Source organism: Roseibium sp. Sym1 (assembly GCF_027359675.1).
GTDB lineage: Bacteria > Pseudomonadota > Alphaproteobacteria > Rhizobiales > Stappiaceae > Roseibium.
In genome coordinates this window covers 3,046,033-3,058,297 of sequence record NZ_CP114786.1, presented here as the reverse complement: position 1 = coordinate 3,058,297, position 12,265 = coordinate 3,046,033, and the positions used below count along the sequence as shown (strand labels likewise).

At 62.9% G+C, this 12,265-nt stretch carries 12 protein-coding genes; 10 read left to right on the top strand and 2 right to left on the bottom strand.

Annotated elements, in window-relative coordinates; all coding sequences use genetic code 11:
• Window positions 1-45 precede the first annotated feature (45 nt).
• Window positions 46-981: a tripartite tricarboxylate transporter substrate binding protein gene (locus O6760_RS13900; RefSeq protein ID WP_269585955.1), complete on the bottom strand. Its 936-nt coding sequence runs from the start codon at window positions 979-981 to the stop codon at window positions 46-48.
• Between the two features lie 282 nt (window positions 982-1,263).
• Between O6760_RS13900 and O6760_RS13895 the strand changes: the two genes are divergently transcribed.
• Genes O6760_RS13895 through O6760_RS13885 form a run of 3 tightly spaced genes read left to right on the top strand, consistent with a single transcriptional unit; the run spans window position 1,264 to window position 4,071 of the window.
• Window positions 1,264-2,049: an IclR family transcriptional regulator gene (locus O6760_RS13895; RefSeq protein WP_269585954.1), complete on the top strand. Its 786-nt coding sequence runs from the start codon at window positions 1,264-1,266 to the stop codon at window positions 2,047-2,049.
• Window positions 2,039-2,719: an HAD-IA family hydrolase gene (locus tag O6760_RS13890; protein ID WP_269585953.1), complete on the top strand. Its 681-nt coding sequence runs from the start codon at window positions 2,039-2,041 to the stop codon at window positions 2,717-2,719. Before O6760_RS13895 ends, O6760_RS13890 begins: the two co-directional genes overlap by 11 nt.
• Complete coding sequence (locus O6760_RS13885; protein ID WP_269585952.1) at window positions 2,716-4,071, top strand: aminotransferase class III-fold pyridoxal phosphate-dependent enzyme; 1,356 nt, start codon at window positions 2,716-2,718, stop codon at window positions 4,069-4,071. Before O6760_RS13890 ends, O6760_RS13885 begins: the two co-directional genes overlap by 4 nt.
• A gap of 765 nt (window positions 4,072-4,836) precedes the next feature.
• Here O6760_RS13885 and hpaR read toward each other — a convergent pair.
• Entirely contained in the window at window positions 4,837-5,286 is a 450-nt protein-coding gene (gene hpaR, locus O6760_RS13880) for a homoprotocatechuate degradation operon regulator HpaR (RefSeq protein ID WP_269585951.1), read from the bottom strand.
• A 102-nt stretch (window positions 5,287-5,388) separates the two neighbouring features.
• Here hpaR and O6760_RS13875 point away from each other — a divergent pair, with 102 nt between their 5' ends.
• From O6760_RS13875 to hpaH, 7 genes are read left to right on the top strand one after another with little or no spacing between them, the layout of a single operon-like run.
• A complete protein-coding gene (locus O6760_RS13875) occupies window positions 5,389-5,775 on the top strand; it encodes a 5-carboxymethyl-2-hydroxymuconate Delta-isomerase (protein WP_269585950.1) in 387 nt (128 codons plus the stop codon).
• A 3-nt stretch (window positions 5,776-5,778) separates the two neighbouring features.
• Entirely contained in the window at window positions 5,779-7,293 is a 1,515-nt protein-coding gene (gene hpaE, locus O6760_RS13870) for a 5-carboxymethyl-2-hydroxymuconate semialdehyde dehydrogenase (protein ID WP_269585949.1), read from the top strand.
• Between the two features lie 26 nt (window positions 7,294-7,319).
• Window positions 7,320-8,174, top strand: a complete 855-nt coding sequence (hpaD, locus tag O6760_RS13865; protein WP_269585948.1) for a 3,4-dihydroxyphenylacetate 2,3-dioxygenase — start codon at window positions 7,320-7,322, stop codon at window positions 8,172-8,174.
• Window positions 8,175-8,189: 15 nt separating this feature from the next.
• The gene (gene hpaD, locus O6760_RS13860; protein WP_269585947.1) at window positions 8,190-9,170 is read left to right on the top strand and encodes a 3,4-dihydroxyphenylacetate 2,3-dioxygenase; all 981 of its coding nucleotides are present in this window, start codon (window positions 8,190-8,192) and stop codon (window positions 9,168-9,170) included.
• A 22-nt stretch (window positions 9,171-9,192) separates the two neighbouring features.
• Window positions 9,193-10,611 carry a pyridoxal phosphate-dependent decarboxylase family protein gene (locus tag O6760_RS13855; protein ID WP_269585946.1) on the top strand — a complete coding sequence of 473 codons (1,419 nt, stop codon included), beginning with the start codon at window positions 9,193-9,195 and terminating at the stop codon, window positions 10,609-10,611.
• Entirely contained in the window at window positions 10,608-11,462 is an 855-nt protein-coding gene (locus O6760_RS13850; RefSeq protein ID WP_269585945.1) for a fumarylacetoacetate hydrolase family protein, read from the top strand. The genes O6760_RS13855 and O6760_RS13850 overlap by 4 nt, the downstream gene beginning before the upstream one ends.
• On the top strand, window positions 11,459-12,265 hold the full coding sequence (gene hpaH, locus O6760_RS13845) for a 2-oxo-hept-4-ene-1,7-dioate hydratase (RefSeq protein ID WP_269585944.1): 807 nt from the start codon (window positions 11,459-11,461) through the stop codon (window positions 12,263-12,265). Before O6760_RS13850 ends, hpaH begins: the two co-directional genes overlap by 4 nt.

Here is a 12,265-nt window from a genome sequence, read left to right as displayed (position 1 = left end):
GCAGCGTGGGCCGGCCCCGTCGGGCGCCGGCCGGTTTCGCATGACTTACTGCTCGAGCAGCTCGCCGATCTTGCCGAGAACGGCCGCGTCGGCCTCGATCTGCTGCTCGGATTCCTCCGGGTTCTGCCAGTAGATCAGAACGCCCGTCTGGCCGATCAGCTCAAGCGCCTCGGGCTTTGCGAGCGCCGCCTGGGCCGCCTTGGAAATCTTGACGCGCGCGTCTTCCGGCACATCCTTGTGAACGAACAGGCCGTTCCACAGCGCCACGGACAATTCCGGATTGATTTCCTGAACGGTCGGAGCGTCCGGCGTCAGCGCCGTGCGCTCCTTGCCGATGCTGGCCAGGATCTTCACCTCGCCCAGGCAGGGCTGGATCAGCTGAAGCGTGGTGTTGATCACGTCAACGTCGCCGGAGGCCAGCGTGTTGCAGTTGAGTTCGTCGAAGGCCGCCTCGCTGGCGAAATCGAACCCGGACGTCTTGGCTGCCGCGAAGGTGATCTGGGTCGGCGGCAGCGGTCCACCGAAATGGCCGAGAGCCACGTCGTTGTCCTTGGCGTAGGCGGCCAGTTCTTCCCAGGTGCTGTAGGGCGCATTCGCGCCGGCGGCGATGACGAACGGATAGGTCATGAAGATGCCGATCGGCTCGAACGGGTTCGGCGTCAGTTCAGGGATGCCGATCTGCGGCCCGCCGATCGGCACGTCGGTGACGAAAGAGCCGATGGTGTAGCCGTCCGCCGGCGCCGTTGCGACCTCGACAGCCCCCGGGAAGGGCCCGCCACCGCCGCCCGGCTTGTTCACCACGGCCGCCGGCACGCCGTACATGTCCTGGAACTCGTCCGCGATCAGTCGGGTAAGCACGTCTTCCAGATCCCCCGGAGGCCAGGGCACGATGAAGGAGACGGGTTTTTCCGGATATTCGGCCACGGCGGCCGTCACGGACATCAAGGTCGCCGCCGTCAGGGCGATGGCATGTCTTTTCATTTCAAGTCCCTTTCTCTGGTCAGGTGACAGCCGGACATTGGCGCCGGTCTTGATCTGTTTTTATTTATTTTGTTAAATATTGTGATCTTAAATAATCTTGTGTCAACCTCCGAAATACGAGAGGATGCCTCGTCAACGCCTCTCGATCGGTTCATATATCAAACCATTGGTATCAAAAATATATTGTTTCAAATGAAACTACATGTCAAGATCAATACAACTGGCAAATGCGATCTCCGGACCGCGGCACTTGCATCACGACAAGAACGGAACCTTCTTTCGATGGGAACGATCACCAAGGCGCTGAACCTGCTGAACCACTTTTCCGCAAGCAGGCCGGAAATCGGGCTGACCGAATTCCGCAAGCTCTCGGGCCAGGACAAGGCAACCGTGCACCGCCATCTGGTGGAGCTGACCGCCAACGGTTTCCTGGAACAGAACCCGGGCACAAAGGGCTACCGGCTCGGCCCGGCGATCCTGCGCCTTGCCGCCGTGCGCGAACGCCTGTTCCCGGCCCGCACCCTGGTCGCGCCGCTGGTGGAACAGCTCGCTGCGGAACTCGGCGAACTGGTGCACGTATCCCTGCGCGAGGGCAATCACCTGTCGCCGCTCTATCACCACGACGCCCTGATCCACGGCACCAGGGTCTATTTCGACGAGGCGGAACTGCTGCCGCTCCACGCCACGGCCTCGGGCCTTGCCATGCTCGCCTTTGGCCCCGACCAGCTTCTGGCCGATCTGCTGAAAAAGCCGCTCAGGGCCTGGACCAGCCATTCGATCACCGATCCGCAAGTGCTGAAAGACGCCGTCGAGAAGGTCCGCGAAGACGGCATCGCCTTTGTCGACCAGGGGTTCGAGACCCATGTCTCCTCTTTCGCCGCCCCGGTTTTCGGCGACCGCCTGGAAGCGATCGGCACCATCGCCGTCGCCGCGCCGACCGTGCGCATGACCGAGGATCTCAAGTCGAAAATCCGCCGGGACCTGATCAGCACCGCGGCGGAGGTCACCGACAAGCTCGGCGGCCTCGTCCCCACCGACCTCAAGAGGATCTGGCACCATGCCGCATGATCACAAGGCCCTGGTCCTGGATTTCGGCGGCGTCGTCACACGCACTCTTTTCGAAACCCATGACCTGACCGAACAGGCGCTCGGCCTTGCACCCGGGACACTTGCCTGGCGCGGCCCTTTCGACCCCGCAACCGACCCCTTGTGGCAATCCATGCAGGCTGACGAGATCTCCGAGCGCGACTACTGGCGCACAAGGACACGTGAAGTCGCGGACCTGACCGGCCGGCCCTTCACGGAGATGGCGGACTTCGTCAAGGCCGCGCGCGGCGCCGATCCGGATGCAGTGATGCGTCCCGAAGCCCTTGCCGCCATCGAGACCGCCCGCAGCGCCGGCTGCAGGCTGGCGATCCTCTCCAACGAGCTCGACCTTTTCTACGGTCCGGAATTCCGCGAAAAACTCGCGTTCCTGAAGGATTTCGACGTCATCGTCGACGCCACCTACACGAAGATCCTGAAACCCGACCCCCGTGCTTATCAAACCTGCCTGGACAGGCTGGGCCTGCCCGCCGCGTCCTGCGTCTTTGTCGACGACCAGTTGCGCAACATACGCGGCGCCGAAGCCGCCGGCATGCAAACGGTCCATTTCGACGTTCTCAACCCACGCCGTTCATATGACGACGCGCTGCGCCTGCTCGGCCTGCCGCTGCCCGTAAAAGGAGACATGACATGAAGGATTCCAACTTCCTGAAGGAAAACAATGCCCGCCATGTCTGGCATCCGATGGCGCATCCGGCCGACAGCCAGGCCAACCTGCCGACCATCCTGACCGGCGGCCGCGATGTTTTCATCACCGATGTCGACGGTCACGAGGTCATCGACGCGGTCGGAGGATTGTGGAACGTCAATCTCGGCTATTCCTGCGCCCCGGTGAAAGAGGCCATCGCCGCGCAGCTGGAAGCCCTGCCCTATTATTCGATCTTCCGCGGCACCTCCAACGACAAGGTGATCGAGCTTTCCTACGAACTCGCCGAGTTCTTCGCCCCCGACGGCCTCACCCGCGCCTTCTTCACCTCCGGCGGATCGGACAGCGTCGAGGTCGCGCTCAAGCTGGCGCGCCAGTATCACCGCATCCGCGGCGAAGCCGGCCGGACCAAGTTCATCAGCCTGAAAAAGGGCTATCATGGCACCCATTTCGGCGGGGCCAGCGTCAACGGCAACGGCAAGTTCCGCAACGCCTACGAGCCGCTGCTGCCGGGCTGTTTCCATATTCCGGCCCCCTACACCTACCGCAATCCGTTCAACGAAAGCGATCCGGAAAGGCTCGCGCAACTCTGTGCCGCGGCACTGGAGGATGAGATCGCCTTCCAGGGCGCCAACACCATTGCCGCCTTCATCATGGAGCCGGTGCTCGGCGCCGGCGGCGTCATGCCGCCCCATCCGAGTTTCATGCCGATGGTGCGCGAGATCTGCGACCGTAACGGCATTCTCCTGATCTCCGACGAGGTCATCACCGCCTTCGGCCGCACCGGCAGTGAAAGCGGCGCCCGTCACTGGGGCGTCCAGCCGGACCTGATGTGCACTGCCAAGGCGATCACCAACGGTTATTTCCCCTTCGGTGCCGTGATGATCGCCGGCCGCGTGGCCGAAGTCTTCGAAAAGGACACCAGCGGCATCGCCTCCATCGACACCGGCTACACCTATTCCGGCCACCCGGTCGGCGCCGCGGCCGCTCTTGCCGCCCTGAGTGAAATCAAGCGCCTCAAGGTGCACGAGAACGCCGCTGTGCGCGGGCCGGAACTGCTCGGCGGCCTGAAAGGGCTGCAGGAACGGTTCGAGGTGATCGGCGACGTGCGCGGCGAAGGCCTGATGTGCGCCATCGAGCTGGTTTCAGACCGCGCCAGCAAGAAGCCGGTCGGCAAGGACGTGCCGCTGACATTCCAGAAGGCCGCCTATGAGGATGGCGTCATGATCCGGGTCTCCGGCAACAACGCCATCTTCTCGCCACCGCTGGTGCTCACGACCGAGCATGTTGCCAAGATCCTGTCGGCGGTGGAAACGGGGCTGAAGGCGGTGTCGGGCTGAGAGCCGAAGAAAAAGGCGTTTTCCCTGACTTCTCCTGATGGTCATTCCCGGCTTCATGTTCAGACTTGAGAGATGGTTTACGCCTGTTCGGGGACATGGTTTACACCTTTATCTAGTTCTCAGGTCGATTTGTGCGACCCTGTTCGCACCGAAAAAGACTTCGAACATGTCGGTTTGTTTGCCCTGACGAATAGCCAGGGCTTGCCCCTTGAATGCTTTGGGAACAAACCAGTTCCGCCCCTTGAAACGGATCTGTGCCCTCGTTTTGGGGACCTTTCGAACGATTGATCCTTCTGGGTAGGTGACATTGGGAAGCGAAGATGGCCGGCGTCGTTTTGATGGCCGATAGCGGCTGGCAGGCACTTCACCATCCAGTGCTTCGTGCGGCCGGTGGTGATTGTAGACAAGGCGCCAGTCGTCAAAGGATCTGCAACGTGTTCAGGAGCGAGCTGCCGACCCTTCGAGACGCGCGCAGGCGCGCTCCTCAGGATGACGCTGAAGCTGGAAACAACTGCCATAACCAAAGAGAAGATTGATTGCGTTTTTGCCCACCAGACGCGCAGGTGGCGACAAGACCTTTGCGGCTGCCAGAGCTGAAACAACGCTGTCTCAACACACATCATCGTCATCCTGAGGAGGGCCGGAAGGCCCGTCTCGAAGGAGCGGCTGCTTGCTCCGGTGCGTGCCGCCCGACCCTTCGAGACACGCGCGAGCGCGTTCCTCAGGATGACGCTGAAGCTGGAAACAACCGCCCAAATCGAGGACCTAAAGCTTCTGGAATTCCTCCAGGATATCCAGGAGCTGCGCCAGTTTTTCCTTGCCGATCACCTCTTCGATCCGCTTGGCGATCGCCTCGGCGTCGCCGAGCTTGTCCTCGATGATTGCCCGGCCCGCCCCGGTGATCGCGACGGTCTGCCTGCGCCGGTCTTTCGCGTCCGCCTGACGCGTCACCAATCCCTTTTCCAGGAGGGTCTGCACGATCCGGGTCTGGCTCGGAAGCAACAGGCAGGCCCGCTCCGCCAGGGTCGAGGCGTCCTGTGGCCCGAATTCCGCCAGTACGCGCAGGATGCGCCATTGCTGTTCGGTGATGCCACTGTCGGCGAGCATCTCGCGGATCGGCACCATCACCTTTTCGCGTGCCCGGATCAGGGCGATCGGAATGGAGCGTCTGGTCGAAGGCAGCGCGCCGCCAACGGGGTCTGTCGTTTCTGTCATGCAAGGTCCATAGCGGTTCAGCCGATTATTTAACATAATAAGTTTGACAAGTGAGCCGCAATATATTTAACATAACAAATATTGCGCTGTTAAGGAAAACCGATGCCGCACATCACGCTCGAATATTCCGCCAACCTGGAGGCGCGGACCGACATTCAGGCCCTGTGCGCCCACCTGCGGGCAGAAGCGGCGGCCATCGAGGCCTTTCCGATGCCGGGCCTGCGCGTCAGGGCCGTGCGGTGCGATCACTATTCCATCGCCGACGGCGATCCGAAGCACGGCTTCATCGACATCTCCGTGCGCCTGCGCGCCGGGCGCCCCGACGCCGTCAAGCAAGACGCCGCCCGGCGCCTGTTCCAGGCTGCAAAAACCTTTCTGGAACCGGTGCTGGCCACCAGCTCGCTCGCCCTCTCCCTGGAGATGCGCGACATCGATCCGGAGCTCTCGCCCAAGACGGGCACCATTCGCGACCATTTGGGGACTGCTTGAACCATGTCCGACCTTGATACCAATATCGGCAAACTCACCGGCTACCTGGCACGCTTTCGGGAGACCGGTGTCCTGAACCAGATCGGCGGTGAAGCCGTTGCCGCCGCATCCGGCGCGACCTTCGAGACGCGCTCCCCCGTCGATGAAAGCCTGATCTGCCAGGTCGCCAGAGGCGGCGCCGCCGATATCGATGCCGCTGCAAAGGCCGCCAAAGATGCCTTTCCCGCCTGGCGCGACATGGCCGCCACCGAGCGCAAGAAGATCCTGCACAGGATTGCCGACGGCATCGTCGAGCGGGCCGAGGAAATCGCGCTGTGCGAATGCTGGGACACGGGCCAGGCCCTGCGTTTCATGTCGAAAGCCGCCCTGCGCGGCGCAGAGAATTTCCGCTTCTTCGCGGACAAGGCACCGGGCGCACGGGACGGCCAGGCATTGCCCTCGCCGACCCTCATGAACATAACAACACGTGTCCCCATCGGCCCGGTAGGTGTGATCACGCCGTGGAACACACCCTTCATGCTGTCCACCTGGAAGATCGCACCGGCCCTCGCCGCCGGCTGCACAATCGTTCACAAACCGGCGGAATTCTCGCCCCTGACGGCACGCATCCTGATGGAGATCGCGGAGGAGGCCGGCCTGCCGAAAGGCGTCTGGAACCTGGTCAACGGTTTCGGCGAGGATGCCGGCAAGGCACTCACCGAACATCCCGACATCAAGGCCATCGCCTTTGTCGGCGAAAGCCGCACCGGCTCGATGATCATGAAACAGGGCGCAGACACCCTGAAACGGGTGCATTTCGAACTCGGCGGCAAGAACCCGGTGATCGTCTTCGATGATGCCGATCTCGACCGGGCGCTGGATGCGGCGATCTTCATGATCTACTCGCTCAACGGCGAACGCTGCACCTCGTCGTCCCGCCTGCTGGTGCAGGACACCGTCGCGGATGATTTCGAGGCAAAACTCATTGAGCGTGTCAACAACATCCGCGTCGGACATCCGCTCGACCCCGGGACCGAAATCGGCCCGCTGATCCACAAGACCCATTTCGACAAGGTCACCGGCTACTTCGACATCGCACGGCAAAACGGCGCGAAAATTGCGGCCGGCGGCACACGTGTCGGTGACGAAGGCTGGTTCGTGCGGCCGACCCTGTTCACCGGTGCCGACAACACGATGCAGATCGCCCAGGAGGAAATCTTCGGCCCGGTCCTGACCAGCATCCGTTTCTCTTCCGAAGACGAGGCCCTCGCGATCGCCAACGACATTCCCTACGGCCTCACCGGCTATGTCTGGACAAACGACCTGACCCGGGCCCTGCGTTTCACCAACAGCCTGGAGGCCGGCATGATCTGGGTGAACTCGGAAAATGTCCGCCACCTGCCGACGCCTTTCGGCGGGGTCAAGGCCAGCGGCATCGGCCGCGACGGCGGCGACTGGTCGTTCGACTTCTACATGGAACAGAAACACATCGGCCTTGCGACCGGTCAACACGCGATCCCGCGCCTTGGTGCAAACTGAGCAGAAAACCGTTCTGGGAGGAACACATGGGAGAAATCGTTCTTGCAGCCAAGATGACGCATGTTCCGACAATGCTGATGTCGGAGCAGCCCGGACCGGTTGAAGGCAAGCGCCAGCCGGCCATCGACGGCCACTATGAAATCGCGCGCCGCGCGAAGGCACTTGGCGCCACCACCGCCATCGTCTGCGACACCCACTGGGTGATCAATGCCGGCTTTCACATCAACGCCAACAGCCGCTTCGAGGGCCTGTTCACCTCGAACGAGTTCCCGCATTTCATCCAGGACCTGCCCTACGACTATGAGGGCAATCCCGGGCTGGGCGATGCGATCGCGAAGGAAGCAACGGATCGCGGCGCCTACACGCTGGCGCACCACCTCGACAGCCTGGAACTGGAATACGGCACGCTGGTGCCGATGCGGTTCATGAGCCGGGAACACGGGATGAAGGTGGTCTCCGTCGCCGCCTGGTGCACCGTGCATGGCCATGACGAAAGCCGGATCGTCGGCGAGGCCATTCGCGCCGCTGTCGAGGCCAGCGATGAAAAGGTGCTGCTGGTCGCCTCCGGTTCGCTGTCGCACAAGATCTGGGCGAACAGGGACTACGCCGCCAACAACGGCACCTTCACGATTTCCTCCGAGTTCAACCGCCAGGTCGACCTGCATGTGCTCGACATGTGGAAACGCGGCGACCACGCAACCTTCCTGAAGATGCTCTCCGAATATGCCGAGCATTGCTGTGGTGAAGGCTCCATGCACGACACCGCCATGCTCTACGGCGCGCTCGGCTGGGACGGCTACACCGCCGAGTGCGAGGTTGTCACCGAGTATTTCCCGAGTTCCGGCACCGGCCAGACCAACGTCATCTTCCCGGTCCAGTAAACAAAGAAAAACGCCATGCCCATTCCCGCGCCCAATCTGTATCCGCCCTTCAACATCGTCCGCCTGAGTCACGTGGAACTGGCGGTCACGGACCTGTCCAGAAGCCGCGCGTTCTACGTCGACACGCTCGGCCTGCAGGTGACCGACGAAAGCACCGACGCCATCTATCTGCGCGCCATGGAGGAACGCGGCCACCATTGCCTGGTGCTGCGCAAGGCACCTGAGCCGAGCGCAAGGGATCTCGGTTTCAAGGTCTTCAGCGAGGACGATCTCGACAAGGCCGAGCACTTCTTCAGGGCAAAAGGCCTCCCGGTCGACTGGGTCGAACGGCCCTACCAGTCCCGCACCTTTCGCACCCGCGACCCGCACGGCATTCCGCTGGAATTCTATTCAAAGATGGACCGCCTGCCGCCGATCCACCAGCAATACGCCCTCTACAAGGGTGTTAAGCCGCTCCGGATCGATCACTTCAACTGTTTCTCGCCCGATGTCGATGCCTCGGTCGCCTTCTATAACGAACTCGGCTTCCGGGTGACCGAATATACCGAGGACGAGGAGACCGACCGGCTCTGGGCCGCCTGGACCCACCGCAAGGGCGGCGTCCACGACATCGCCTTCACCAACGGCCGCGGCCCGCGCCTGCACCACACCGCCTTCTGGGTGCCGACCCCGCTCAACATCATTGATCTGCTTGACCTGATGGCCACCACCGGCTGGGTCTCCAACATCGAGCGCGGCCCCGGCCGCCATGGCATTTCCAACGCCTTCTTCCTCTATATCCGCGACCCGGACGGCCACAGGATCGAGATCTACTGCTCCGACTACCAGACCGTCGACCCGGACCTGGAGCCGATCAGGTGGGACCTGAAGGACCCGCAGCGCCAGACCCTGTGGGGCGCCCCGGCTCCGAAGAGCTGGTTCGAGGAAGGCTCGCTCTTCGAGGGAACCGATGTCCTGGCCCCGAGCCTTGCGGCCCAGCCGATCGTTGCGCCATAGGGAGTGCCGAGGAGCGTTGACCATGAACTGGACCGACTTTACCGGCTGGAGCCGGCGCTTTGCCGACTGGACGGCGGACTACCATCGTTCTCTCCGCACCCGCCCCGTGCGCGCGCAGGTCGCTCCGGGCCGGATCCTGGACGCGCTCCCGGAGGCGCCGCCCGAACTCGCCGAGGAGATGGAAAAGATCTTCACCGATTTCGAGAAGATCGTGTTGCCGGGCATGACCCACTGGCAGCACCCCCGTTTTTTCGCCTATTTCCCCGCCAACGCCTCGCCTCCCTCCATTCTGGCCGAGCAGCTCGTCACCGCCATGGCGGCGCAATGCATGCTCTGGCAGACCTCGCCCGCGGCGACGGAACTGGAAACGAAGATGATGGACTGGCTGCGCCAGGCCGTCGGTCTTTCCGGCGCTTTCACCGGTGTCATCCAGGACAGTGCCTCCAGCGCGACGCTCGCCGCCGTCCTGACCATGCGCGAACGGGCGCTCGACTGGGACGGCAACAAGTCCGGTCTAGCCGGACAGAAGACGGTCCGCGTCTATGCTTCCAACGAGGTGCACACCTCCATCGACCGCGCCATCTGGATCTCCGGCATCGGCGCGGACAACCTGGTGCGCATCCCGGTGAAGGGGCCCAGGCGCTCCATGGACCCGGACGCCCTGAGAGCGGCCATCGATGCCGATATCGCCGCCGGCCACCTGCCCGCTGGCATCATCGCCTGCACCGGCGGCACCGGCGTCGGCGCCTCTGACGATGTTGCCGCAATTGTCGCCGTTGCGAAGGAACACGACCTCTACGTCCATCTCGATGCCGCCTGGGCGGGCGCGGCGATGATCGTCCCGGAATTCAGGGACCTGTGGACCGGAGTCGACGGCGTCGATTCCATGGTCTTCAATCCGCACAAGTGGATGGGCGCCCAGTTCGACTGTTCGGCCCATTTCGTCCGCGATCCGGAGGACCTGGTGCGCACGCTCGCGATCCGGCCGGAATATCTGAAAACCCATGGCCAAGACGGCGTCATCAACTATTCGGAATGGTCCATTCCGCTCGGCCGCCGGTTCCGGGCCCTGAAGCTCTGGTTCCTGATCCGCTCCTACGGCCTGGAGGAATTGCGCCGGCGCATCCGCAACCACGTTGCCTGGTCCTGCAAGCTGGCGGATCGCCTGCGCGCCGAACCGGATTTCGAGATCACGTCCGAGCCGGTGCTGTCGCTGTTCAGCTTCCGTTATGCGCCGACGGGGGCCGCAGATCTCGACACGCTCAATCAGCGGCTCGTCGATGCCATCAACGATGACGGCCGCATCTACCTGACCCAGACCCTGCTCGACGGCGCCAAGGTGATCCGCTTCCAGGTCGGCCAGTTCGACTGCACCGAAGACGACGTTGCCTATGCCTACGACGTCATTACTGAAATTGCCCGGAAGATGGAGCCCAAATGACCCGCCTTGCGACCTACAGCGTCAACGGTGAGACCTTTTACGGAGCGGTAAGTGCCGAGGGCATGATTGCCCTCTCGCCGCTTTTCCCTCAATGGCCGACCCTCTATGACGCCATCCACGCGAACGGCCTGCGGGACCTGGTCACGGCGGCAAAGGGCAAACCGGCCACGCATGCCGACTTCACCTATGAAATGGTTTTGCCGAACGCTCCGCGTATCCTGTGTGTCGGCGTCAACTTCCCCGACCGCAACGCGGAATACAAGGACGGCAGCAGCCAGCCGAAATACATGTCCCTGTTTCCGCGTTTTGCCAGCGGCTTCACCGGTCACGGGCAGCCACTGATCCGCCCGCCGGAAAACCACACGCTCGATTACGAGGGCGAAGTCGCCATCGTCATCGGCAAGGCCGGCCGGCGCATCAGACCCGAAGACGCCTATGACCATGTCTGCGCCCTGACGCTCTGCAACGAAGGCACCATCCGCGACTGGGTGCGTCACGCCAAGTTCAATGTCACCCAGGGCAAGAACTGGGATTGCTCCGGCGCGATGGGCCCCTGGCTGGTGCCGTTCGACGATCCGGCCCAGCTGGACGAAGCGCGCATTCTCACCCGGGTTAACGGCGAAGTCCGCCAGGACGATTACCTGAAGCGCATGACCTTCCCGGTCCGCGAGGAGATCGCCTATATCTCGACCTTCATGACCCTTCAGCCCGGCGATATCATCGTCACCGGCACGCCGACCGGAGCGGGCGCGCGCTTCGATCCGCCAAGGTATCTGAAACCCGGAGACGTGGTCGAGATCGAGGTCGAAGGGATAGGCATCCTGCGCAACGGTGTGGAGGACGAAAAATGAGTCTGACAGACACGGACATTGCCGGGGCAGCCGCGGATCTTCTTGCCGCCGAAAAATCCCGCGACCAGATCGGCCTCCTCACCCGGCGCCATCCGGACCTCGACATGGACGGTGCCTATGCCATCCAGAAGGCCTTCGCTGCAGCCAAACTGGCTGAAGGCCGCAAGGTGATCGGCTGGAAGATCGGCCTGACCTCGAAGGCCATGCAGGACGCGCTCAAGATCGACATCCCCGACAGCGGCGTTCTCTTCGACGACATGCTGTTCGAGACCGGTGCGACCGTGCCGGCCGGCCGCTTCATCCAGCCCCGCATCGAGGCCGAAATCGCCTTCGTGATGAAGGCTCCGCTCGCGGGCGAAACGGTCACCCGGGAGGAGGTCCTGGCGGCAACGGATCACGTCTGCCCGAGCCTTGAAATCCTCGACACCCGCATCCTGCGCGCGGACCCTGAAACGGGCCAGACGCGCAAGGTCTTCGACACGATCGCCGACAACGCCGCAAATGCGGGGCTTGTTCTCGGTGTGGAGAAACACGACCCGCTGGCATTCGACCTGCGCTGGACCGGCGCGATCGTCGCGCGCAACGGCGAGGTCGAGGAAACAGGCCTCGGCGCGGGGGTCCTCGACGATCCGGTCGAAAGCATCGTCTGGCTGGCACGGCGCATGGCCGGTTACGGCCAGACCATCGAGGCCGGTCAGGTGATCCTCTCCGGGTCCTTCATCCGCCCGGTGGAATGTCCGTCCGGTTCAAGGATCCATGCCGATTTCGGACCGTTCGGATCCGTCTCCTGTTCTTTTGCCTGA